The sequence below is a fragment of the Pseudomonas sp. GW456-12-1-14-TSB6 genome, assembly GCF_059424205.1.
Genome location: NZ_JBWKZE010000001.1, coordinates 42,480 through 65,824, shown reverse-complemented (window position 1 = coordinate 65,824; position 23,345 = coordinate 42,480). Strand labels below are relative to the sequence as shown.

The following is a 23,345-nucleotide window of genomic DNA, read 5'->3' as shown; positions in this document are numbered from 1 at the left end:
GGCTTCTATAGTTGATCTGGTAGGAATCAGCTGCGGTGACGCCATGGAAGACATATTTGTCGTGAAGCGCTGCAACAAGATTGTCATCCACGGTCGGCGCGCCGGAGAAACGCTCCATGAGCCCGCCGAAGCCTTGGGCTGGTATCGCATCTGCGACACGCGAACCGGTGGTTTCATCGGCGATGGTTTCGACCGGGAAGAGGACGCCCGCAAGGAATGTCATCGGCTCAACACCGCCAGCTCGCAAGTGACCGCCCCCGAGTCGTCGGGCTGATAGCTGTCATTTACGGGTCTATACTCAAACCAGCTGAAGGAGCAGCGCCCCAACGGCAGAGAGCTCGCGCTTGGCGAGCTTTTTGCTGGTACCGAGCGGATTAATGAACGGAGGTGTTCCATGTCCGAAAAAGAGTCCATCACCACTCTCCTCACCTTGCTCGATGCCCGCGAAGCACGCCTCGCCGCGGCCTGCAAAGAGATCGCCGACTGGGTCGACCATCAAGGCGGGCACCCGACCGCCCTGCGCATCCGCGACCGGCTGAACGATATCGACAAGGACACTCCCCTCATTCGCAGTACCTTGTCGTCGCTTAAACCCATTGATCGGCCGCTACCACGCTTCAGATAGCTCTTCGTTCGCCTGGGGCAGGAAAGAACGCCCTTGGTCGTGAGAGGTCAAAACCTTTACACGTCACCAAGGAGACGTCCCATGGTCATTCATTTCAAAGTCGACGGGCATCTGGCCTGTGGGCACAAGGGCAACAACCTCTCCTCCAGCAGCGAACTCAATCGAGTGAAGTGCCGTAGCTGCCGCAATACCGATGCATACAAGGATGCGCGCAAAAATCAGCGCAATGAGGCGCGGCGCGCGGCTCGCCAATCCTGGGCTGCACGCTCGGCGTCCGACTGGCGTTCCGAGTGGATCGAGCGGTTGACGGCTATGGCCGGGCTTCAGCGTTTGCCTAGAGGATTTAGCGGGCAGGCGTTTGTCTGAGCACGAAAAAGGGCTTGCATGAGGTATGTCATGCAAGCCCTTGATATTCATGGTGCCCGAAGCCGGAATCGAACCGGCACGCCCTTACGAGCGGGGGATTTTAAGTCCTACGTCATAATCAGGCAGGCTGCGGCTTTGAGCAAGTTTTCCGGGCCGCAATTCCTCCTAATCCACACTAATTTTGCCCAATGTTTTCAGATACCAAAAAATAATTGCGGCCCGGAATTTTCTAAAGAAATCGGTACCGCCGGTTGTTAGCAAACAACAATCCATCCAATGGAATCATGCCGATTTTGCATACTCCCGCCCACGGCGTTCTGCCGACCTAAAACTTCCCCTGCTACTCTGGTTTCGTTCACGGAGGAAACCGAAATGTCCAATTCTGATCTGCTCCCTTCCCTGCTCTACAAAATCAACGAAAACCAGCTCGCCCTCGAGGCTGCCATCATGGAGCTTACCCTCTGGGTGGAGCAGCGCGGGTCCGCTGACGTAGCAGAAAACGTTCGCGCGCCTTTGACCGCAATCGATCGGAATGAGGAATTCATCAAGATGACCCTGGCCGTGCTCATGACACCCGATTAACAGCTCGTCGCCTCACACTCGCCCACCTGCCTTGCCTCGATTACTGTATGTCCAAACAGTACAAAGCAAGGCACTCACGTGGATCCCCTCTATATAGAAGAAACCGACAACTGGCTCGGCTGCCCAACGCCGCTCGAAACCTGCCGGCATCAGATCGCGCTCTACGAAAATGAATTCGAGGAACTCAACCGTCAGCTCCGCGAAGAACGGGAGCGGATATTCAAACTGGTCGAAATCAACACCGAGATCGGCAAAGACCGTGACGCACAGCGGAAGCAGCTGCTGGCATCACAGGCCGACGTGGTTCGCCTTCAGTCCCAAACTACCGAGCTTTCAAGCCAACTTCGCGCGCTGAATGACATCAAGCATCAGAACACGCATCTCTTCCATGAAAACCAGCGCCTTCTCAGGGAGGCGCGGGAGCGCGAGAGCTGATCGCCTTCACGTAGGCCTGACAAGCCTGGAGTGCGATCAGCCCCCGGTCGCCGTCACCGGTGATGGCGACAATTCGTTGAGCATGCGCTGGGTCAAGTCGGGCGCGTACGGCTGCATGATCCACGCCGCCGGCGCCGGCGGTGGCAGGCACTGAACAGCCACCGGCTGCACCCGCATCGATGAGGACTGACAGCCGCAGATCAGAAGTGGCAAGGCGATCGCGCAGCAGAGCCTGGTCTTTTTGAGCATTGGTCATTTTCTCGGAGTGGGTTTTGTCACTGGCCGCCAGCCGCTGCTCGAGCGCCAGGCGCTTGTCCTGCTCGGCCTGCTGCGCGGTGGCGGCCGCCATGGTCAGCTGATTGAGGGTTTCGGTGTGCAGCCGGGCTGGCTCCGCCAACTGCTTACCGTAGCGCCAGTCCTGTAATTGCCAGGCACTGGCTGCGCCGATAAGCACCAGCATCACCGCGCCGACTGTTTTCCACGGAACGGCGGTCACGCCAACACCTGCAAAGCCTTCTCGTAGAAGGCTTGGCGCTCAGTAGCACCATTCGGAGTGCGCCCACGTCGGCCGGTGTTGATGATGCTGCCGATGTTCGCGTTGTCGCCGGCATCGGCCAGCGTGTTCAACCCGTGCGTGGCCCACCACCACGCCGCCGACATCGCCGCATGCTGCGGCAGCTCCAGCAGTTCCGGCTTATTGATCAGGTCCAAACCCAGCGCCTCGCCGCATGCGGCATAGTTCGCTCGGCCGGTGATCTGGATCAGGCCACGGCCGCAGAACTTCTTGCCATCCCCCGCCACGGTGTTGCCGAGGTCCTTACGCCCCTCGTAGCCGCACTGGGCATCCGTCGGCCCCCATATTTCGCGCACCCAGCTCAACTGGCCGGATTCGTGGCCAGTCTGGGCGATGAACGCGGCAATGCGCTTCGTGCCGACGATCTGGTAATGCTGCATCGCCGTATTAAGCGCAGGTGCAAAAACGCCGGCTTTGGCGCCGGCGTTCGGGAGGATTTGCAGCAACTGCTGCTGAGTAATGGGCATAGCGATCTCCGAATGACATGTAGTGGCAGGGTCACCACTTCCTGACTGAAGTGTTACCATGTGCCGATATAAAAACTGCAAGGGATTGATCAAGCACCGTGACTAAATACGTACCTTACGGAGAGAGAAGCCTATGGGCTCTTTTCCTCTCGCTACCAATCGCATATTTAATTACATCCGCGATTTCCCCTTACATAATTGCATCGTTATTTTCTGGAAGCATTACTGACATTGAAGTAAACGCAACAGGCAGAAAGTCAGATAATTCGTTAGGAGCAGAGATTTGGATGGAACGACCATCCATGATGTCTGACATTCCGAGTGGCTGGGAATCAAGAGGTGAAAGAATTGTTTCCTACATCCCACCATACGGACCACTGAAACTTTCAATACCAGCCAATAGCAATGGCATAACATTTATAAAACAAAACAGATCCGGAATCGTAGAGATAAAGAACGGTTCACAAAAGGAAATAATTGATCTTTACAGCGCCGCAGAAAAACCAATTACTTTTACAGGTATCGATTTTGCCGCTCAATCTGGAGTCAAGCAAAGGCTTTTAACTCCATCGATATTTTTAATAGTGCTTTGTGCAGCTTTCTTTATCGCTCTGGCAGCACTAAAAAATGATATATTACTTTCCACAACAATAGACAGACCGACCGAATCAAAAAATACGAAATACGAATCAAGGCTAGATCATCTTAGGTTTCTCGCCGCGACAATGGTGATATTTTATCACTGCTTTACAGACAACTTCGGCCTTGGCCACAGCACATACAACCCAATACGCGGCCTGGTAGAGCAAGGACACATGGGCGTTGGCTTATTCATGGTTCTAAGTGGATACCTACTAGCAAAAATCGCAATAGGCAAGGAAATAAATTACTTAGAGTTTATAAAAAATCGAGTCTTGAGAATATATCCACTATATACCTTTTGCGTAATCATCATGCTATGCGGGTGGGGTTATCAATACTCTTTCACGCAAGCTTTAAGCATGTTTCTACCATTTATAAATACGCTGCAGGGAGTCGAACTTCCTATGTTCGCGCATCTCTGGACAATAGCGGTGGAATTCCAGTTTTATCTTATATTTCCATTTCTCATGCTTTTCATGAGAAAAATTGGGCCTCGTTTCATTTTCGGAATGCTAGCTCTAACAATATTCTTTAAATACCTTATATGGACAAAGACCGGATCAATAACGAACGTATCATATATGACCCTTCTTGGCAGGATAGATCAGTTTCTCGTTGGCATGTTTGCTGCGCATCTTGCAAAAAAATACATACCATCTGGGAAAATTAGCACTTCCTGGCTGTTCGTTGCAGTGTGTATTTCAGCAATTGTCATACTTGTATTTTGCGGCCAAAAAGGATTAATAGGCCTTAACTCTTCTAAAGCAATGGCTGTCTGGCCAGCAGTTGAGGCGGTAATGTGGGCTGCAGTTATCGTTTGCTATTCATACGCTAGACTGAACGTACCAGAATCAATTGATGCCAGTCTTGCAAGATTGGGCCAGCTAAGCTTTTCAATGTACTGCATGCACTATGTAATTATACCTTTTACAAGCGTACACTTTGCAAAGCTTGGTTTGGCAAACAGCTTTACCGAGGTCGCATCACAAACAGCATTACTAACAGTGCCCGCAATTGTGCTGTTCTCAATGCTAACTTATGGAATTATAGAAAAACCATTCCTATCACTCAAGCACAAATATGTACAGGAAAACCCACAAAAAACAAGTTCTATATAAATAGGCAGGCGTGGCACTCATAATTATTAAATAATTAATGCCACGCATGCTCAAACATTGCTTTCAACAAACTCAGAACCATTATAGAGATACCCTATAGAAACCGGCGAGCTATCCGGTATCTCAATGGCGATAGTTCCAGCCGGCGGCTGCCAACCCTCTAAGTCACCGTCCCAAATAATAAGATTATCAACAACTCCATTCTTAACAACAGCGTATTTTTTCAAGGCTATCACCACTCAATAATTACAATGCCTGGCGAACCATTCCCGCCGAAATTGTTATTTGCGCCGCCAGATCCGCCAGACCCGTATCCACCGAAAGCTGCACCTGGGTAGCCACCGTTCCCACCAGAGGGTCCACCAAAAGGCAATGCAGCCCCATTTTCACCAAAATAATTGCCACCTGTTCCATCGCATGTACCGATCTGCCCTGAGCCTCCCGGGCAAGGAACTACACTGGTAGCGCCAGAAACAGTTGGCACTGCACCGCCAGCACCTGAAGCGCCAACAGTATTGGCAGAAGTGCCCCCTCCAGAAGCGGCGCCACTCGGGCAAATCACAGAAACGCCTGAAGCTGTGATTGATGTTGTCCCGCCTATGGTCCCTGCGCCCCGGCGTTCTGCCGAATGAAAACAATCCCAAATCCTACAGCTCGTCGCCTACCCCTCACCGACCGTACGCGCCTCGATTGCTGTATATCCAAACAGTACACAGCACGACACTCCCCTGGATCCCCTCTATATAAAAGAAACCGACGACTGGCTCGGCTGCCCAACGCCGCTCGAAACTTGCCGGCATCAGATCGCGCTCTACGAAAATGAATTCGAGGAATTGAACCGGCAGCTCCGCGAAGAGCGGGAGCGGATATTCAAGCTGGTCGAGATCTACGCCGAAGAGGTCAAGCAGCGGGACGGGTATATGGCGACACTGCGTGAAAAAGCGGCAGAGACGGCATTGCTCCGCCGAGAAATGTCCAGCCTTCGCACGTCGGCAAACGCGCACAAGAAGCAAGCGGCCACCCTTCGCGGAATGCTTGAAGGGCTGACGCCCCAGACGAAGACAAGCATCTAGCGGCTGGGAGCCAAAGCCCTGACGTAGGCCTGGCACGCCTGCAAAGCAATCAATCCCCGATCACCTTCGTCGGTGATGGCGACAATTCGTTGAGCATGCGTTGGGTCAAGTTCGGCTCGTACGGTTGCATGATCCACGCCGCCGGCGCCGGCGGTGGCAGGCACTGAACATCCACCGGCTGAACCCGCATTGAGGAGGACTGACAGCCGCAGATTAGAAGTGGCAAGACGATCGCGCAAGAGAGCCTGGGCTTTTTGAGCATTGGTCATTTTCTCGGAGTGGGTTTTGTCACTGGCCGCCAGCCGCTGTTCGAGCGCCAGCCGTTTGTCCTGCTCGACCTGCTGCGCAGTGGCGGCGGCCATGGTCATCTGATTTAGGGTTTCGGTGTGCAGCCTGGCCTGTTCGGTCAGTTGCTTCCCGTACCGCCAGTCCTGAACCTGCCAGGCGCCGCCGAATCCGCCGAGCGCCAGCACGCCGATCAACCGCCACGGAACCGTCACGCCAGCACCGCCCTGGCCTTCTCCCACAGCGCGAGCCGATCTGCCAAACCATTCAGCCCACCGTTGATACGCCGGGTGATGGTGTTGAACTGATCGCGATCGGCCAAATCGTTTAGCCCCTTCTGCTTCCAGTACCACGCCGCCGACATAGCGGCATTCTGCGGCAGCTCAAGCAATTCCGGGTGGCTGATCAGTTCGAGCCCCAGCGCCTCCCCACACTTGGCGTAGTTCGCCCGGCCGGTGATCTGGATCAGCCCGCGTCCGTAATACTTCCGGCCGTCGCCCGCCACGGTGTTACCCAGGTCCTTGCGACCTTCGTACCCGCGCTGAGCATCCGTTGGCCCCCAGATCTCGCGCACCCACCGCAACTGGCCGGATTCGTGGCCAGTCTGGGCAATGAAAGCAGAAGCGCGCTTCGTGCCGACGATCTGGTAATGCTGCATCGCCGTATTGAGCGCGGGTGCAAAAACGCCGGCTTTGGCGCCGGCGTTCGGGAGGATCTCCAGCAACTGTTACTGAGTGATCGGCATACTTTTCTCCAGACTAAAAAATACCCGCTCTATGGCGGGCTGGGTATCGAATGAATGTAACTAGACTGATAAACTCGTGCTCCTTCTACGGGACCATCTTTATCCCCCCCCATTACTAGGCGGAAAACTCCGCGAAAAAGAGAACCATCAATGTTAGGTAGGCAGAAAATTCATGGTCTCGATTATGCGCGCGCCATCTTTTCGATTTTCGTAGTGCTATGGCACTTTCACGTCGCGGGAACTTCAGCAATTTTTAGTTCTGCGACAGACGCGCCCTACAGTCCGAACGTCTCGGACATCATCAACTTCAACGTTCTACTCCAAGCAGTTCCCTTTTTTATTCTTACCTCTTGCTACCTGTATGCTGAAACCGCCACATCAGTTCGATATCTAGGCCGCCGTTTTGTACGGATTGGCACGCTGCTCGTGTTCTGGGCAATCGCTTATCATCTTTTCTATGGAGGTGCAGATGGTCTTTTGCTGGCCGTTGGAAAGTTAAGTGAACGCCCGATTTACCAAGCGGTAACTGCGCTTGAGACATATTCGTTCTTTGTAGGTCTGCTGATGTCTGTCACGCTTTCCGCTATCGCGCTCTACTGCAACATGGCGGTACTCATAATTTGGGCTGTACTAGGCTCGACAGCCATATGCTTCTTTCAATGGCAGACCATCGTGCACGGAACTGTCTGGACTGGGGCTTTCTGGAATCCCATGAATTACATTGCATACCCTGCCGCCGCCGCGTTGATCTTCAGACTCTCACAATCGCCCTCAGCGCTGAACCGCCTTGGATGGGGCTGTGCCGGACTGTTTGTGATCTTTGCAGCACTGGAGTGGCGATTTGTAGTTGACCCGACGTTTTTCCCAGGTCAAGCCTACAATCTGCCCGCCTACACACGACTCTCATCGATGTTCTTTGTCTGCTTTGCATTGGTTGTCTGCTTGAAGGTATCTCGACCGGCAGGTCCAATCGTGCAGTTTATGTCACGGAATTCGCTCGGCCTGTATTGCATTCATCCATTTATCATAGCGCCTATGAGCAGGCTAGATCTGCCGGTAGCGCTAAGAGCCATAGCAGCGATCGCTGCAACATATGCAATTGTTGTCGTGCTCCGGAGGTTCTTTCTGAAGGACGAAGTCTTGGCTTGACTCACTCCTGTATTGTCCTACTCGAGGGTGGCAGCATATGACGCGGGCGCCTTCCAAAAAGGCTAGCGTATCAAGGACGACGGACGCGTCGCGGCTACCCGCCTGCCTTGTATAAAGTAGTGTCATCATTTTTCTCCATGCAAAGAAATACCCGCTTGATCGCGGGTGGTTGTGTTGCTGACTGTTACGCGGGGCGCACTGGGCGCTGATTCTGCTCAGGAAAGTGTTCGTTGCCATCTTTCCAGTTACTGAGCTGACCTCGAAACTTCAGCCACTGCTGCTTCGTGCCGGGCAGCAGATCAGGAGTTGGCACGCCGGCTGCGGCCTCTTCTAATGCCTCCATCTGTCGAGCAATGACCTGAAGCTCGGTCGTACGCCAGGCGCTCTCGACCGAGGCATCCAGCAGAGCCTTCTGCTGGGCTAGCTCTTCTTCGGTGAGCTCTGGAAGGGTTGTCCCGCCAGAGTCCATCCAAGCCAAATATTTCGCGTAGTCTCGGTTTTCGGGGTCTTTGGCAATGTAAGCCCCATCGACAAGCCGAAGAATCACATCGTCCGAATATTGTACATTTCAAACCTCGGCGTCGAAGAAAAGGATCGGGAACGCCGACATGAACAAGAATGTTACGAATCCTTGGGTGAAGGCTGTACTGATCACAGCCCCGAGCGTGCAGGTCTCCTTGCCGATAGTTGGGACCTGTAGGTTATCAAGTGAGTAAGAACCTCCCCCGGCAGCCGTCACAGAAAATGAAGCGGGAGAACCTGCTATAAATTTCGCCGTAGGATTCACTCTCATCGCCCGGGGGAATCGCAGCACCCCGATGGCGATAACGGTGTTGTACGTGAAGGCCACCGAACACACAGGATTGCCACTGACCGAACTGGTCAGGGCATAACCGTAATACATGCAGTCGAACAGCTCAGCCGCATAGCCCTGATCATCTGGAGCTGTCGCAACGCTGCCCAACTGGAACATCACATCCTCAGCCCATCCGCCGGACAGGTTGATGGTGATGTTGCTACCTGCCGGAAGGGTTGCGGTCTGACCACCATTGGCAATGGTTACGCCATTCACCTTCCCGACGGCGGTGCCGACCCAAGAAAGCGTGTAAATCCCGCCGCGCACGTTTTCACCCAGGATGACCTGGTCGCATCCGCCAGCGGGAAAAGTCGCGCGAACGCCAGCGCCCGACGCTGCAAACGCGAGAGGCTGCCCCGCCACAGTCATTTTCCAGCGATCCAGCGTGTACTGCCCCGCCGTAGCCGCTGCACCGGAGACATATCCGCGCTGATTGACCCGAAAGCGTGGATTCAATAACAGGTTCTTTGGTCCAGTAGCGCCAAGCGCCGCACGGGCGTCCTTTGCCGTTTTCGCTCCGGTTCCACCCTGCTCGATCGCGACTGCTTTGTTCGTTCCAACCAAATCCGCTTTGCTCGCCTGAAGCTTGCCGAGAGCCTTGATGATCGTGTCAGTGGCAATGACTGCGCCTGGCATTATCAGGTCAATCCCGGTCAACGGCACACCCAGAACGCGCGAATTGGTCAGATATTTGTTGGTCGCCCCCTCAGGCAGCCCATCAGTTGTTGAGAGATTTAGCGCCTGGCGCACGCCTGCCTGCGTTGGGTCATTTCCAAGGACTGCCAGCACCCCGCCGAACTGATTCACCAGCGCGCGAAGAGCATCGGCCGAATCTTTGACGTATCCCTGCATGGGTGCCAGAGCGTAGGTTCCTGCAGGATTGTTAGCGCCCTGATAATTCGGCGAGATAGACAGCGCGGTGTCACTGGCGATGTTGGTCACTTCGTACCAGCCACCGTCGGGCCCACGGAAGGCATCACCCACTCGAGCGTTGGCAATGAACGCAGTGCTCGTGCCGATCACCGCATTGGAATTTTGGACGACAGAAACCGTCCCGGTTTTGTACCAGGGCATGGAGAAAGTCCTAAAAAGAGGTTAAACGGTTTGCTTTGCGAAAAGCGCCGGCAGGAAAAACGCGAATGGATTATTAGCCGCCACCGTCACGGCGTAGAGCGTGCCGGTGGAGAAATCCCAAGTGCAATACAGCTGTCTGGGGATAGTTCCGCCCGAAACCATCGTCATTCCGAAGTTATTGATCAGCATGAATTCGTTTTGGGGGGAGCTGAACGGCACCGAATAATAGTTGCGGTACAGGCCTTGATCGGTCTGATCCGACTTCACGTATGTCCAGTTCTGGAATGCTCGTGTGAACGTGGCGTTAGGCGTACCCGAGTCGAAGAGCATTTTGCCGGTGCCGTCCCATAGCCGCATGCCGTATTGGGCGACAGCTTGTGCGGCAAACGCGGCAACGAAATAGCGGCCGTTCGGCTGAGCAGTGGCGCTGCTGTAAGTCCTGACATAGAACCCAACCCAGTTACCGGCTGATCCAATCAACCGCATATTGCTCAAGCCTGCAATCGCAGCGCTGTTGTCCGGGCGGACAAACACCAGCGGCGGCTCCTGGGATTAGAGGATTTAGCGGGCAGGCGTTTGTCTGAGCACGAAAAAGGGCTTGCATGAGGTATGTCATGCAAGCCCTTGATATTCATGGTGCCCGAAGCCGGAATCGAACCGGCACGCCCTTACGAGCGGGGGATTTTAAGTCCCATGCGTCTACCAGTTTCGCCATTCGGGCGGCAGCGCGGTGTAGCTTCACTCTGATGACGATTCACAGTCCTGACAGGAACTGCACGTCGCCGGCAGAGGGGGAAATATATACATCACTTCCCGGTGAAGCAAGTTTGCAGTTGCCGTTTCAAAGACTAAATCTTTCCGTGCAATGCAAATAAAAAAGCTCCGTAAATCATGGATCTACGGAGCTTGCTTATAGTGGAGGCCGAGGTCGGAATCGAACCGGCGTAGGCGGATTTGCAATCCGCTGCATAACCATTTTGCTACTCGGCCTCAAAACATTTGCTGTCAGTAGCGCAACAACAAACGTTGTACAAATTGGAGCGGGAAACGAGACTCGAACTCGCGACCCCGACCTTGGCAAGGTCGTGCTCTACCAACTGAGCTATTCCCGCTTGGTGTGGCGCATTCTATAGATTCCAGATGCCCCGTCAACCCTTTGATTCAAAAAAGTTTTATTTCTTTTCTACATCAGTCTTCAGATGTGGCCAGGCTGCGCGAAGGTATTGAACCATCGACCACAGGGTCAGACCTGCAGAAATCATCAGCAACGCATAACCCATGAGAACCCAGAAACTGAAAGCCTTGGGGTTGGCCAGGAGAATCACCAGTGCCAGCATCTGCGCAGCAGTTTTCCATTTACCCAGATTCGATACGGCCACATGAGCCCGGGCACCGAGTTCGGCCATCCATTCACGCAACGCCGAGACCACGATCTCGCGACCGATAATGACAGCTGCCGGCAGTGTGAGCCAAAGGTTGCCATGCTCTTGCACCAGCAAGACCAGTGCGACGGCGACCATGAGCTTGTCGGCTACCGGATCGAGAAACGCACCAAAAGGCGTGCTTTGCTCCAGGCGTCGCGCGAGATAGCCGTCCAGCCAGTCCGTCGCCGCCGCAAAGGCGAATACCGAACTTGAGGCCAGATAGCTCCATTGGTAAGGCAGATAGAACAGCAGAATGAAGATCGGGATGAGCAGGACGCGGAGAACGGTAATCAGATTAGGGATATTCATCGGCACAACTGGCTACGAGGTGAATGGGCATTCTACTCACTATGCAGGTTTGCATAAATCGACTCTGCTAGCTTTTTGCTGATCCCCGGTGCTTTGGCGATCTCTTCGATGCTTGCACGAGACAGCTCCTGCAATCCACCAAAATGTTTCAACAAGTCCCGCCGCCGGGTCGGCCCTACGCCAGCAACGCCTTCCAGCGTTGACGTGCGGCGGGTCTTGCCGCGCCGTGCACGGTGGCCGGTGATCGCAAAGCGGTGGGCCTCGTCACGAATTTGCTGGATCAGGTGCAGTGCTGGCGAATCACCCCGCAAGGTGAACTCATGCGCCGCATCATTCAGATACAAAGTCTCGAAGCCCGCCTTGCGCGTGGCACCCTTCGCGACTCCCAGCAGAATCAGATCGGGGACAGCCAGCTCGTTGAGCACATCACGTGCCATCGACAGCTGCCCCTTGCCACCGTCCACCAACAGGATGTCCGGTAACTTGCCCTCGCCTTCCTTAAGTTTGCTGAAGCGTCGGGTCAGGGCCTGATGCATGGCGGCGTAATCGTCGCCAGCGGTCACACCTTCGATGTTGTAGCGGCGATAATCCGACTTGATCGCTCCTTCCGGCCCGAACACCACGCAGGAAGCAACCGTGGCTTCACCGCTGGAGTGGCTGATGTCATAGCACTCCAGCCGTTGTGGCGGCTCATCGAGGTTCAGCACTTCAGCCAATGCTTCGAAGCGTGCGGCAACGTGTTGACGGTTGGCCAACCTTGCGCCAAGCGCCTGCTCGGCATTGGTCACGGCCAACTGCTGCCAGCGAGCCCGTGTTCCCCGCACCCGATGACTGATGGTCAACTCACGTCCGCGTAGCGTGTGAATAGCCTCGATCAACGCAGGAAAGTCTTCGTGAACGACATTGACGATCAACTCGCTCGGCAAGTCGCGCTCCGGGCTGCTGATGAAGTATTGCCCCAGAAACGCAGCCATGACTTCGGCTACGTCCTCTTCGATCCCGACCTGGGGGAAGAAATTCTTGCTGCCAAGCACTCGCCCTCCCCGCACGCTGATCAGGTGAACACAAGCACCGCCCGGATTGACGAACGCGGCGATCACATCGATATCACCCGTTCCGCCTTCCATGCTCTGCTGATCCTGTACCCGACGCAGCAAGGCAATCTGGTCACGCAGTTCGGCGGCGCGTTCGAACTCGAGGTTGATTGCAGCCTCTTCCATCGCCGTAGACAGTTCATTGGTCAACGCATGGCTGCGTCCTTCGAGGAACATCACCGAGTGACGCACATCCTCGGCGTAAACCTCAGGCTCGACCAGCCCGACACAAGGCGCCTTGCAACGCTTGATCTGATATTGCAGGCACGGCCGGGTCCGGTTCTTGTAATAGCTGTCCTCGCACTGACGCACGAAGAACGTCTTCTGCAGAAGGCTGAGGCTTTCGCGAATCGCCCCGGCACTCGGATAGGGACCGAAATACTTGCCCTTGGCCTTCTTGGCCCCGCGATGAATGCTCAGGCGCGGGAATTGCCCGTCAGACAAAAAGACGTAAGGATAGGATTTATCGTCGCGCAGCAGGATGTTGTAAGGCGGCCTCCACTCCTTGATCAGAGTCTGCTCAAGCAGCAACGCCTCTGTCTCGTTGGACGTGATGGTGGTTTCGACCTGGGCGATACGCCCGACCAGTGCCGCCGTTTTCGGCGCCAGGCCCGTCTTGCGAAAGTAACTCGCCAGGCGTTTCTTCAGGTTCTTGGCTTTGCCTACGTACAACAGACGCGCGTCGCTGTCGAACATGCGATAAACGCCGGGGCGCCCGCTGACGGTCGATAAAAAAGCGCCCGAATCGAATGTTTCAGTCATGGTCAGAGGCTGGCATCAACCATGCCGTGACGAACCGCCAACAGCGTCAGTTCGACATCGCTGCTGATCGAGAGCTTTTCGAAAATGCGGTAGCGATAGGTATTCACGGTTTTCGGCGACAAACACAGTTTGTCGGAAATGATCTGAACCTTCTGGCAGCCGACAATCATCAGCGCAATCTGGATTTCCCGTTCCGACAACGCATCGAACGGTGAATCATTGGTCGGCTGAAAGGATTTGATTGCCAGTTGCTGGGCAATCTGCGGGCTGATATAGCGCTGGCCGGCGAACACCAGGCGAATGGCCTGAACCATTTCCGGCAACCCGGCGCCCTTGGTCAGATACCCCGCCGCACCGGCCTGCAACAAACGTGTAGGAAACGGATCTTCCTCACACACGGTGACTGCAACCACTTTGATGTCGGGATGACTTCGCAACAGTTTGCGCGTAGCTTCGAGGCCGCCGATGCCCGGCATCTTGACGTCCATCAGCACCACGTCGGGCTTCAACTCACGAGCCTTGATGAGGGATTCTTCCCCGGACTCGGCCTGGCCCACCACCTGCAGGCCATCGATGTCGGCCAGCATACGTGTAATGCCTGTACGAACGAGATCATGGTCATCGACCACTAGCACCCTAATCAAGCAGACACCTCGCGATATGGTCTTATTGGGATGCCGGACACCTTAGCAAAAAGTGCGGGGCAGACCTAGCGGCAAGCGACATATTAAAAGTTTCAATTCTTCATCGGGGGCTTGCCGGCTGTGGGTTTCAGAGCACAGGTGTACTGAAATCGAGCTGCATTCGCAGGAAACACTCATCCTCACCCTGCACCAACATTCCTTTTTTTCGATACAGGTTTTGCGCCGGATTGTTTTTGAACACCGTCAGGCGCAACGCCGGGCGACGCTCCAGCCGCGCCATCGCAACAACCTGATCGATCGCCCAGGATCCCGCGCCCTGGCCTTGAGCATTTTCGACGATCTGCAATTCGCGGATGTACACGGCCCGAGCATCACGACTCAGACTGAAATAACCCGCCAATTCGCCTTCCTGAAGGATCAACCAGTTGTCGCGCCCGGCCCAGGCGACATCGAACGCCTCGTCCTGCCACAGCAAGTCATAGTGAATGTAGTAGCGGAGCATGTTTCGGCAAGTCAGCTCTCGCACAAACGACAGGTCGGCGGCCGTTGCCTGGCGCAATTCAAAACTCATTCCCGCCTCGATACGCGTCAAAAGCAGAGTGTGGCACACCCAGGCGAGCGCTCAACCCATAAAGTCCTTCTTGCTACTCCGATAGCATTTTCTGATTGCTGATGCGCAGCAGCCTCTAGTAAGCTCGGCGCATTCATCGGAGACAGCTCATGTTCAACGCCCTTTCACAGCTCCATACCAGCAGCGCCTCGCGCTCGGTTGCGGCTGCCCGGGTGAACGGTGCCTCGGCTCCAGCAAGCTTTTATTTTGGGTATTGGTTTAGCCACTGGCGCGCCTGATACCCAACCGGCGCCCATTTGAACGGGTCGCCTACCAGAGATTTCTCAACCCCCGGTCGGCCTCCCGACCGGGGGTTTTGTTTTTTCAGGCCCGAACTTTTTTCAGCAACACACCAGACACTTTGAGGATTCAACCAATGAACTACGCCACTTATTACCGTTACGACAGTTTTACCGCCTGGCGATTTACCAGCCTCCGCTCGGGACAGCCTGCCGCCTCCGATCGGTCACCCACAGGTGGCAAGCCAACACACGTAGCCAATCCGGCCAATTGTCGAACACCCCAGTAGGGCCGATTGAGCGGGAAGACCCCGCCGTCCGCCCAGGAATACCGAATATGAACTCGTCCGTTTCTGCTCTGCCACTGTCCACGTTGAACTCTGCCAACGAAGCGCTGACCCTGCGTCTGCCAAGTTCGCTGCAACTCAAGCAGCAATTGCCGCTCAGCAATGCCCTGAACAATCAAGTCGTTGCCCACCGCCAGGCGGTCCGAGCGATTCTCAATGGTGAAGATCAACGCCTTTTGGTGATCGTTGGTCCTTGCTCGATACACGACCCCGAATCCGCACTTGAATACGCCGGAAAACTCGCACAACTGGCCAGCGAAGTCCGTCAGGACATGCAGCTTGTCATGCGCGCCTACGTTGAAAAGCCTCGCACAACCGTCGGCTGGAAAGGTCTGGCATACGACCCTCATCTCGACGGCAGCGACGACATGGCTGCGGGCCTGACGCTATCGCGCGAACTGATGCTGGAAATGATCCGCCTCGGACTGCCGGTTGCCACTGAACTGCTGCAACCCATGGCCGCCGGATACTTCGACGACTTGCTGAGCTGGGTCGCCATCGGCGCCCGCACCACTGAATCTCAGATCCATCGTGAAATGGCCAGCGGGCTTGGCATGCCGGTCGGCTTCAAGAATGGAACCGATGGTGGTGTCGCCATTGCCGTCGATGCAATGCGTTCGGCAGCTCATCCCCACCGCCATTTCGGCGTGGACAGCCAGGGCCATCCGGCAATCATCCCGACTTTGGGCAACCCGGATACGCATCTGGTGTTGCGGGGTGGACATCAGGGGCCGAACTACGACCGTGAAAGCGTTTCCAGGATCAACAGCGAATTGAGCCGACTGAAAATCCCGAGCCGGATAATGGTCGACTGTAGCCACGCGAACAGCGGCAAGGACCCGCTTCGTCAGCCTGAAGTGTTCAATCATGTACTGGAGCAGCGTTTGCAGGGCGACCGCTCGCTGATCGGCATGATGCTTGAATCGCACCTGTTCGAAGGATGCCAACCCTTGAGCGAGTCGCTTCGCTACGGGGTTTCGGTAACCGATGGCTGCCTCGGGTTCGATGCCACGAGACAATTGCTGCTGGATGCCGCCCACCGTATGCGCAAACAGACTTCGGTCTGATGATGAGCACCGCCCTCCGCCGAATTTCAAGCGGAGGGCGGGCTACGTTCGCAACGCTGGATCAAGCCTGTACGCGGACCAGAGTCACCGCAGACTCCTGACTCACATCATCCAGCCGTTCGACCGAGTAGGACAGTCGCACAATAGTGTTCACATGCTCTCGCCAGAACCGGTAAGGCACGATGAAAACCAACGGCTGCATGGCCATCCCCCCGATGATTTCCCGGTCGTCCCGATGGAAGAACGACTCTCCGTCACACTTGAGATAAACCAGCTCACCCTCCTCCACCTGCGCATCACTTATCATCACGCTGATGCCATCGGTGGCGTCATGCATATCAAGCACGCCGTCTTCCGCTTCAAGCACTCGGGGTGCCGGTAGCTCATCTCGTGCCAGTGGGCCAATGCTGATCCGCGTAGCGCCTGACTCGCGAATGGCTCCGCTTTTCTGCTCTACACGGTAGTGAACCAACACCTCGCCCCCCAAATGCGGAGCGATGAATTCGGGCGCGACTCCGAACACCAAGGGCTGACCGACAGCAAAGAACTCAACGATAAGAATGTCTCGAAATGATGCCTCCGGCGAAGGCCCCTGCCAGATCAACTCTACCCGGTCGCCTGCACTCATTCCGGCATAGGGTTGAAGGATGGCAGTCGTTCCGTCGGGTACGCGAGCCGGATCGAGACTGCCCCCGACGGCATCCTCCACGAGGACCGGTAACAGACTGTAGCGGACGTCTCCGACGTCCAGCAGCGTACGCATTGAAGAACCAGGCGCCGATCTCGTGACGCTGTTCAATGTCCAGAACACCTCCAGCGTGCCCCCGTCCAATGCTGCGATGTGAACGTCCCGCACGATCAGAACGACATCCTTGCCCAACTGACTTTCACTGACGGATCTCGCAATGTCGTGCCGATACGGCAGGCCTTCTATATCGAAACCATGCCAGCTCAACACGACCCTGTCACCGCATGCCATTCCAGGCCAGGGCGCAATCCGCACGACAACCTTGCTCAATGACGGATCAACGACAGCGCCGACAATCGAATCCAGTGTGGGCGCCGGCAACGGCAAAGCCCCTGCGCCCTCCCGACAGGGTCCGAACGACTGAACGCTGCCACCCTCCATCCCTGTCTCCTTTTCTTGCAAGACCGCTGCTTGTAAATCATTCATCAGTTGTCTCTCCATTCCCTGGAAATGACACATTGCCTGAGCTCTGCGTCGAAGAGCCTCCATTTAAACCGCTTCACCACCGATCGGATGTCAGCTCCTTACTGTTCGAGCCATGGCCAAACGCACTAAAGGAAGTAGGCAAAAAAGGGAAAAGTACTTTCGATGAGGCGGGAGCTGTCTGAATGTTCCGAAGCGGAGTTCATGCAGCAGTGAAAATTCATACACGCATTGATCCAGTTTCCAACGCATGACGGCGATTCTTCAGGCATCCCCAGCCTCACGACTGTTTTAGAGTGGCAAGCAGAAAACATCGACGATCATCTGCGATCAAGGACGAAAAATGCTACTAAATGCGACAACCAATCATCCCATTCTTTTGGTGCATGGCCTGTTCGGATTCGAGCGCATTGGCCCGTTCGAACTGTTCCACGACGTAAAACAGGCGCTCAAGGCTGCCGGCGCGCAGGTGTTTGTGCCCCATCTGTCGGTCATCCATGACAATGAAATACGCGGGGAGCAACTGCTCTCGCAAATCAACGCCGTGTTAAGGGGCACAGGCGCGGCCAAAGTCAACCTGATCGGCCACAGTCAAGGCGCACTCACGGCACGCTATGCTGCAGCGCTAGCCCCACACAACGTTGCGTCTGTTACGTCAGTCAGCGGACCAAACCATGGCTCGGAACTGGCGGACTTCCTGCGCAAGGCGTTGATACCTGGAAGACTTCCGGAGGTCGTGGCACAGAATGTAGCGACCCGGTTTGCCGATTTTCTGTCACTGCTCAGCGGGCAAAAGGCATTGCCGCACAGCGCACTGGCTGCGCTGGGTGCCTTGACGACCGAGGGGGTCGGCAACTTCAACGACAAATACCCGCAGGGTCTGCCCGAGGTCTGGGGCGGTCACGGTGCAGAATGGGTGAATGGCGTTCGCTATTTTTCATGGAGCGGCGTCGTACCCGAACCCGAAGAGCCGTCGCTCGACCCTGTCCAGGACATCTGCTGCGCCCTCTCGGAATACTTCATTACAGAACTCGCCCAGAACGACGGACTTGTCGGTCGCTTCAGCTCTCACCTGGGCACCGTGATCCGCTCCGACTACTCCCTCGATCACCTGCATACTCTGCGGCGGGCAAGCGGGCAACACGCCATGGCTAACGACTCGATACGTCTCTATGTCGAGCACGCCTTGCGCCTTCAAGCCGCTGATCTATAGATGTCTCATCAGACCAGCGAACGGAACTTTGCCGAGAAATCGACCACTGAATCCGGTAGGCTCCACCCTTTATCGATCTGATTGGAGAAATTCCCCATGGCTAAAGCCACTGCCCGCCACATCCTGGTTTCCAGCGAAGCCAAGTGCAACGAACTCAAGGCCCAGATCGAAGGTGGCGCTGATTTCGCCGAAGTGGCCAAGGCCAACTCCACCTGCCCGTCCAGCCGTCAGGGCGGCGACCTGGGTTCGTTCGGTCCTGGCCAGATGGTCAAGGAATTCGACACCGTGGTATTCAGCGCACCGATCAACGTCGTGCAAGGCCCGGTGAAGACCCAGTTTGGCTATCACCTGCTGGAAGTCACCAGCCGTCAGGACTGATTTCAGCCCGACCTGCTGTGCAACGGCCCGCCTGATGGCGGGCCGTTTTGTTTTGGTTACACCGCACCGCTGGCGAACGGCGCGCCGCTCGCGTACAAATTGCGCTTATCGATTACCCGGCTTTAAGGCTGACAATGCGACTGGCTTTCCCGACATTGATGTTCACTGCCCTGATCCTGCTGCTTGGGATCACTGGTGTGGACGCCGCACCGCAGCATGCGATGACCGTCTATGGCGAACCGGCAAAGTACCCGCCCGGTTTCAGTCACTTCGATTACACCAACGCCCAGGCGCCCAAAGGCGGGACGATGCGCCGCTCGGCCATCGAGATCGGCCACTTCGATCATGTCCTGCCGTATATCGACAAAGGCATCGGCGTCAGCCAGATAGACGGCCTGCTGTATTCCCCGCTGGCCCAGCGCTCGCTCGACGAGCCCTACACCGTATACGGCCTCGTGGCGCAGAAAATGGAACGCTCGGATGACGGCCTGTCCCTGCGCTTCTTTATCAATCCAAAAGCCCGCTTCGCCGATGGCAAGCCGATCACCGCCGAAGACGTGCGCTACACCTATGATTTGCTGATGACCCAGGGCAGCCTGCGTTATCGCACCCAGTTCGCCGACGTCAAAGGCGTCGAAGTCGAAGCGCCGCTGACCGTGCGCTTCGATTTCAAGAGCAATGAAAACCGCACCCTGCCGCTGGACATCGCGACCCTGCCGGTATTTCCCGAACATTGGTGGAAGACCCGTGATTTCGCAGGCGGTGGCGGCTATGAAGCGCCGCTGGGCAGCGGCCCGTATCGAGTCGGCAAAGTCGACTCCGGGCGCAGCATCACCTTTGAACGCAATCCCGACTGGTGGGGCAAGGACCTGCCGGTCAGCCGTGGCCTGTACAACTTCGATCACTTCAGCATCGAGTATTTCGGCGACACCGACGTCGCCCGTCAGGTCCTGCGCGGCGGCGCCTATGACTACAACCGTGAATTCTCCGCCACCGGCTACTCCATTGGTTACGACAGTCCGGCCCTGAGCGACGGTCGCCTGCAAAAGGCTCATCTGGCCACCGAGGCACCGCAGTCGGCCCAGGGTTTCGTGTTCAACCTGCAAAAGCCGATGTTCCAGGATCGCCGCGTTCGACAGGCCTTGGCCATGCTCTGGGATTTCGAATGGAGCAACCGGCAGATGATGCGCAACATGTACATTCGCCAGCAGAGTTACTTCTCCAACACCGACCTGGCCGCGCGCCAGCTGCCGGATGCCGCCGAGCTGAAGATTCTGGAACCCTTGCGCGGACAGATTCCCGACGAAGTGTTTACCCAGGTTTTCGAAGCGCCGAAAACCGATGGCAGCGGCATTATCCGCGACAAACAACTGCAAGCACTGGAGCTACTGGAACAGGCCGGCTGGAAACCCGATGGCGACCAGTTGGTCAACGACCGGGGCGAGCCGTTGAGTTTTACGTTCCTGGTCAGCCAGAACGGCATGGACCGTCTGCTGCTGCCCTACAAGCGCACACTTAAACAGATCGGCATCAACCTCGACATCCGTCGCATCGACTCCTCGCAATACGTCAACCGTCTGATGAGCCGCGACTACGACATGATCGTCACCGGCTACCCGGTCACCACTTCTCCCGGCGGAGAACTGTTGAACTACTTCGGTTCGGCATCGGCCAACGACCCCGGTGCCAACAATTACATGGTGCTGAAGAACCCGGCGGTCGACACCTTGATCAACGGCCTGATCCGCGCCTCGACCCAGGCCGACATGTTGCGTTATGCCCATGCACTGGATCGGGTTCTGCAATGGAACTACTACTGGATTCCCAACTACTACCCGCCGGGCACATCGACTGTGTGGTGGAACCGTTTCGGCATTCCCACCGTGCAGGCGAGCAATGACGAAGCGATCGAGAGCTGGTGGGAAATCAGCAGCACGCCGCTGACCAACCAGCAGATGACGGCCGAGAAAATCAGCCGTGGCAGACCCGGAGGGCCGCACTGATGTGGGCTTACATACTGCGGCGCCTGCTGCTGATCATTCCGACGTTGGTGATCATTCTGCTGGTCAACTTCGTGATCATCCAGGCCGCGCCAGGTGGTCCGGTTGAACAAGCCATCGCCCACTTGCAAGGCATTGGCGGCGCCAGCGTCGGCGGCGGGGCGAGCGAGACCATGAGCGGCACGTCCCGCGCCAGCCGCGGCCTCGATCCGCAGTTGATCAAGGACATCGAAAAACAGTACGGCTTCGACAAACCGGCCCATGAACGCCTGTGGCTGATGCTCAAGAACTACGCGCAGCTGGATTTCGGCAAGAGCTTCTTCCGTGGCGCCACGGTCACCGACCTGATCCTGCAGAAAATGCCGGTGACCATTTCCCTCGGCCTGTGGGCGACGCTGATCACTTATCTGGTGTCGATCCCGCTGGGCATCCGCAAAGCCGTGCACCACGGCAGCCATTTCGATATCTGGAGCAGCACGGCGATCATCATCGGTTACGCCATGCCGGCGTTCCTGTTCGCGATGTTCCTGATTGTGGTGTTCGCCGGCGGCACCTCGCTGAACTGGTTCCCGGTGCGCGGGCTGGTGTCCGACAACTTCGAATCCCTGTCGACGCTGGGCAAGATCACCGACTACTTCTGGCACCTGGTGTTGCCGGTCACGGCACTGGTGATCGGCGGTTTCGCCACCCTGACCATTCTCACCAAGAACTCGTTCCTCAATGAGATCACCCGGCAATACGTGGTGACCGCGCGCGCCAAAGGCCTGAGCGAAAACCGGGTGCTCTATGGACATGTGTTTCGCAACGCGATGCTACTGGTGGTGTCGGGGATTCCCCAGGCGTTCATCAGCGTGTTCTTCGCCGGTTCGTTGCTGATCGAAGTGATCTTCTCCCTCGACGGCTTGGGGCGCATGAGTTACGAAGCGGCGGTGTCCCGTGATTATCCGGTGGTGTTCGGCTCGCTGTTCATCTTCACCCTGTTCGGCCTCCTGATAAAACTGATCGGCGACCTGTGCTACACGCTGGTCGACCCGCGCATCGACTTCGCCGCGAGGAATGCCTGATGTTCAAGCTCTCGCCGCTGGGCCGTCGCCGCTTCGAACGCTTCAAGAAAAATCGCCGGGGCTGGTGGTCGCTGTGGCTGTTCATCGGCCTGTTCCTGCTCAGCCTTGGCGGCGAACTGATCGCCAACGACAAGCCATTGGTCGTCAGTTATCAGGGCCAATGGTATTTCCCGGTGTTCAAACGCCACACCGAGCAGGAGTTCGGTGGACAACTGCCGTTCCAGGCCGATTACCGCAGCGATTACGTGCAGAAACTGATCCGCAAGGACGGTGGCTGGCTGCTGTTTCCACCAATTCCGTTCAGTGACGACACCCCGAACTACGACCTCAACAAACCGGCACCGAGCCCGCCGACTTCGGTCAACTGGCTGGGCACCGACGATCAGGCGCGCGACGTCCTGGCCCGGGTGATCTTCGGTGCACGGGTGTCGATCCTGTTCGCCCTGATGCTGACGTTTGTCAGCGCCCTGATCGGCATCGCGGCCGGCGCCCTGCAGGGCTATTACGGGGGCTGGGTCGATCTGCTCGGTCAGCGTTTGCTGGAGGTCTGGTCGGGCTTGCCGGTGCTTTACCTGCTGATCATCCTTTCGGGATTCGTCGAGCCGAACTTCTGGTGGCTGCTGGGGATCATGGCGCTGTTTTCCTGGCTGGCGCTGGTGGACGTGGTCCGCGCCGAGTTTCTGCGCGGGCGCAACCTGGAGTACGTCAAGGCTGCCCGAGCTTTGGGCTTGAGCGATCGCAAGGTGATTGTCCGGCACATCCTGCCCAACGCGATGAACGCAACCCTGAGCTATCTGCCCTTCATTCTGACCGGGGCGATTTCGACCCTGACTGCGCTGGATTTCCTCGGCTTCGGCATGCCCGCCGGCAGCGCATCGCTGGGCGAGTTGATCGGTCAGGGCAAACAGAACCTGCAAGCGCCTTGGCTCGGGTTGACCGCGTTTTTCACCCTGGCGCTGATTCTTTCCCTGTTGGTATTCATCGGCGAAGCATTGCGCGATGCCTTTGACCCGCGCTCATGAACGGATCCTT

General features: G+C 56.4%; 27 protein-coding genes, 3 tRNA genes and 1 pseudogene. 14 read left to right on the top strand and 17 right to left on the bottom strand.

What is annotated here, in order from left to right:
• Positions 1–43 precede the first annotated feature (43 nt).
• The 5 genes from AC07Y2_RS00305 to AC07Y2_RS00285 all read left to right on the top strand — a co-directional run bounded on the left by AC07Y2_RS00305 (position 44) and on the right by AC07Y2_RS00285 (position 2,008).
• A complete protein-coding gene (locus tag AC07Y2_RS00305; protein WP_039768766.1) occupies positions 44–274 on the top strand; it encodes a hypothetical protein in 231 nt (76 codons plus the stop codon).
• Between the two features lie 120 nt (positions 275–394).
• Positions 395–625, top strand: coding sequence for a hypothetical protein (locus AC07Y2_RS00300; protein WP_103385178.1), 231 nt, complete (start codon positions 395–397; stop codon positions 623–625).
• Positions 626–706: 81 nt separating this feature from the next.
• A complete protein-coding gene (locus AC07Y2_RS00295) occupies positions 707–991 on the top strand; it encodes a hypothetical protein (RefSeq protein ID WP_039768769.1) in 285 nt (94 codons plus the stop codon).
• A 372-nt stretch (positions 992–1,363) separates the two neighbouring features.
• Positions 1,364–1,573 (top strand): hypothetical protein, encoded by a 210-nt coding sequence (locus AC07Y2_RS00290; protein WP_103385177.1) that lies wholly within the window; start codon positions 1,364–1,366, stop codon positions 1,571–1,573.
• A 78-nt stretch (positions 1,574–1,651) separates the two neighbouring features.
• The gene (locus AC07Y2_RS00285; RefSeq protein ID WP_103385176.1) at positions 1,652–2,008 is read left to right on the top strand and encodes a hypothetical protein; all 357 of its coding nucleotides are present in this window, start codon (positions 1,652–1,654) and stop codon (positions 2,006–2,008) included.
• Here the strand turns inward: AC07Y2_RS00285 and AC07Y2_RS00280 are convergent.
• Together AC07Y2_RS00280 and AC07Y2_RS00275 are read right to left on the bottom strand one after the other, a co-directional pair.
• Entirely contained in the window at positions 1,980–2,468 is a 489-nt protein-coding gene (locus AC07Y2_RS00280) for a lysis system i-spanin subunit Rz (RefSeq protein ID WP_103385304.1), read from the bottom strand. The two genes, AC07Y2_RS00285 and AC07Y2_RS00280, sit on opposite strands and share 29 nt — an antisense overlap.
• Before the next feature lie 32 nt (positions 2,469–2,500).
• A complete protein-coding gene (locus AC07Y2_RS00275) occupies positions 2,501–3,049 on the bottom strand; it encodes a glycoside hydrolase family 19 protein (RefSeq protein WP_103385175.1) in 549 nt (182 codons plus the stop codon).
• 98 nt (positions 3,050–3,147) lie between these two features.
• Between AC07Y2_RS00275 and AC07Y2_RS00270 the strand changes: the two genes are divergently transcribed.
• Positions 3,148–4,809, top strand: coding sequence for an acyltransferase family protein (locus AC07Y2_RS00270; RefSeq protein WP_146040469.1), 1,662 nt, complete (start codon positions 3,148–3,150; stop codon positions 4,807–4,809).
• A gap of 50 nt (positions 4,810–4,859) precedes the next feature.
• Here the strand turns inward: AC07Y2_RS00270 and AC07Y2_RS00265 are convergent, their stop codons facing one another.
• Both AC07Y2_RS00265 and AC07Y2_RS00260 read right to left on the bottom strand, forming a co-directional pair.
• Positions 4,860–5,036, bottom strand: a complete 177-nt coding sequence (locus AC07Y2_RS00265; RefSeq protein WP_158248851.1) for a hypothetical protein — start codon at positions 5,034–5,036, stop codon at positions 4,860–4,862.
• Positions 5,037–5,055: 19 nt separating this feature from the next.
• Complete coding sequence (locus AC07Y2_RS00260; protein ID WP_158248850.1) at positions 5,056–5,223, bottom strand: hypothetical protein; 168 nt, start codon at positions 5,221–5,223, stop codon at positions 5,056–5,058.
• A 419-nt stretch (positions 5,224–5,642) separates the two neighbouring features.
• Here AC07Y2_RS00260 and AC07Y2_RS00255 point away from each other — a divergent pair, with 419 nt between their 5' ends.
• Positions 5,643–5,882 carry a hypothetical protein gene (locus tag AC07Y2_RS00255; RefSeq protein WP_103385173.1) on the top strand — a complete coding sequence of 80 codons (240 nt, stop codon included), beginning with the start codon at positions 5,643–5,645 and terminating at the stop codon, positions 5,880–5,882.
• Here the strand turns inward: AC07Y2_RS00255 and AC07Y2_RS00250 are convergent.
• Together AC07Y2_RS00250 and AC07Y2_RS00245 are read right to left on the bottom strand one after the other, a co-directional pair.
• Positions 5,879–6,382: a lysis system spanin subunit gene (locus AC07Y2_RS00250; RefSeq protein ID WP_103385172.1), complete on the bottom strand. Its 504-nt coding sequence runs from the start codon at positions 6,380–6,382 to the stop codon at positions 5,879–5,881. The two genes, AC07Y2_RS00255 and AC07Y2_RS00250, sit on opposite strands and share 4 nt — an antisense overlap.
• The gene (locus tag AC07Y2_RS00245) at positions 6,379–6,891 is read right to left on the bottom strand and encodes a glycoside hydrolase family 19 protein (protein ID WP_256586941.1); all 513 of its coding nucleotides are present in this window, start codon (positions 6,889–6,891) and stop codon (positions 6,379–6,381) included. Before AC07Y2_RS00245 ends, AC07Y2_RS00250 begins: the two co-directional genes overlap by 4 nt.
• Positions 6,892–7,062: 171 nt before the next feature.
• Between AC07Y2_RS00245 and AC07Y2_RS00240 the strand changes: the two genes are divergently transcribed.
• Positions 7,063–8,061: an acyltransferase family protein gene (locus AC07Y2_RS00240; protein WP_103385171.1), complete on the top strand. Its 999-nt coding sequence runs from the start codon at positions 7,063–7,065 to the stop codon at positions 8,059–8,061.
• A gap of 184 nt (positions 8,062–8,245) precedes the next feature.
• On the opposite strand, the gene AC07Y2_RS00235 is transcribed toward AC07Y2_RS00240, so the two are convergent.
• From AC07Y2_RS00235 to AC07Y2_RS00190, 10 genes and pseudogenes are all read right to left on the bottom strand, one after another.
• A complete protein-coding gene (locus tag AC07Y2_RS00235) occupies positions 8,246–8,608 on the bottom strand; it encodes a hypothetical protein (RefSeq protein ID WP_103385170.1) in 363 nt (120 codons plus the stop codon).
• Positions 8,609–8,629: 21 nt separating this feature from the next.
• Positions 8,630–9,991: a hypothetical protein gene (locus AC07Y2_RS00230; RefSeq protein WP_256586940.1), complete on the bottom strand. Its 1,362-nt coding sequence runs from the start codon at positions 9,989–9,991 to the stop codon at positions 8,630–8,632.
• Positions 9,992–10,012: 21 nt separating this feature from the next.
• Positions 10,013–10,543, bottom strand: a pseudogene (locus AC07Y2_RS00225) (hypothetical protein); the annotation flags it as partial.
• An 82-nt stretch (positions 10,544–10,625) separates the two neighbouring features.
• A tRNA-Leu gene (locus tag AC07Y2_RS00220) sits at positions 10,626–10,712 on the bottom strand.
• 195 nt (positions 10,713–10,907) lie between these two features.
• A tRNA-Cys gene (locus AC07Y2_RS00215) sits at positions 10,908–10,981 on the bottom strand.
• A gap of 46 nt (positions 10,982–11,027) precedes the next feature.
• Positions 11,028–11,103, bottom strand: a tRNA-Gly gene (locus AC07Y2_RS00210).
• A gap of 60 nt (positions 11,104–11,163) precedes the next feature.
• Positions 11,164–11,724, bottom strand: coding sequence for a CDP-diacylglycerol--glycerol-3-phosphate 3-phosphatidyltransferase (pgsA, locus tag AC07Y2_RS00205; protein WP_064596971.1), 561 nt, complete (start codon positions 11,722–11,724; stop codon positions 11,164–11,166).
• Positions 11,725–11,756: 32 nt separating this feature from the next.
• Positions 11,757–13,580, bottom strand: coding sequence for an excinuclease ABC subunit UvrC (gene uvrC, locus AC07Y2_RS00200; RefSeq protein ID WP_039768773.1), 1,824 nt, complete (start codon positions 13,578–13,580; stop codon positions 11,757–11,759).
• A gap of 2 nt (positions 13,581–13,582) precedes the next feature.
• Entirely contained in the window at positions 13,583–14,224 is a 642-nt protein-coding gene (gene gacA, locus AC07Y2_RS00195; protein ID WP_032829778.1) for a response regulator transcription factor GacA, read from the bottom strand.
• 127 nt (positions 14,225–14,351) lie between these two features.
• Positions 14,352–14,795: a GNAT family N-acetyltransferase gene (locus AC07Y2_RS00190; RefSeq protein WP_103385169.1), complete on the bottom strand. Its 444-nt coding sequence runs from the start codon at positions 14,793–14,795 to the stop codon at positions 14,352–14,354.
• Positions 14,796–15,410: 615 nt separating this feature from the next.
• Between AC07Y2_RS00190 and AC07Y2_RS00185 the strand changes: the two genes are divergently transcribed.
• Positions 15,411–16,487 (top strand): 3-deoxy-7-phosphoheptulonate synthase, encoded by a 1,077-nt coding sequence (locus tag AC07Y2_RS00185; RefSeq protein WP_039768775.1) that lies wholly within the window; start codon positions 15,411–15,413, stop codon positions 16,485–16,487.
• Positions 16,488–16,548: 61 nt separating this feature from the next.
• Here the strand turns inward: AC07Y2_RS00185 and AC07Y2_RS00180 are convergent, their stop codons facing one another.
• Positions 16,549–17,661: a hypothetical protein gene (locus AC07Y2_RS00180; RefSeq protein ID WP_256586939.1), complete on the bottom strand. Its 1,113-nt coding sequence runs from the start codon at positions 17,659–17,661 to the stop codon at positions 16,549–16,551.
• 340 nt (positions 17,662–18,001) lie between these two features.
• Between AC07Y2_RS00180 and AC07Y2_RS00175 the strand changes: the two genes are divergently transcribed.
• The 5 genes from AC07Y2_RS00175 to AC07Y2_RS00155 all read left to right on the top strand — a co-directional run bounded on the left by AC07Y2_RS00175 (position 18,002) and on the right by AC07Y2_RS00155 (position 23,335).
• Entirely contained in the window at positions 18,002–18,871 is an 870-nt protein-coding gene (locus AC07Y2_RS00175) for an esterase/lipase family protein (RefSeq protein WP_039768776.1), read from the top strand.
• 96 nt (positions 18,872–18,967) lie between these two features.
• Positions 18,968–19,249 carry a peptidylprolyl isomerase gene (locus tag AC07Y2_RS00170; RefSeq protein WP_007952068.1) on the top strand — a complete coding sequence of 94 codons (282 nt, stop codon included), beginning with the start codon at positions 18,968–18,970 and terminating at the stop codon, positions 19,247–19,249.
• Positions 19,250–19,383: 134 nt separating this feature from the next.
• Positions 19,384–21,252, top strand: coding sequence for an extracellular solute-binding protein (locus tag AC07Y2_RS00165; RefSeq protein ID WP_103385168.1), 1,869 nt, complete (start codon positions 19,384–19,386; stop codon positions 21,250–21,252).
• A complete protein-coding gene (locus tag AC07Y2_RS00160; RefSeq protein ID WP_007952064.1) occupies positions 21,252–22,313 on the top strand; it encodes a microcin C ABC transporter permease YejB in 1,062 nt (353 codons plus the stop codon). The genes AC07Y2_RS00165 and AC07Y2_RS00160 overlap by 1 nt, the downstream gene beginning before the upstream one ends.
• Entirely contained in the window at positions 22,313–23,335 is a 1,023-nt protein-coding gene (locus AC07Y2_RS00155) for an ABC transporter permease (RefSeq protein ID WP_007952058.1), read from the top strand. The genes AC07Y2_RS00160 and AC07Y2_RS00155 overlap by 1 nt, the downstream gene beginning before the upstream one ends.
• Positions 23,336–23,345: the final 10 nt, after the last annotated feature.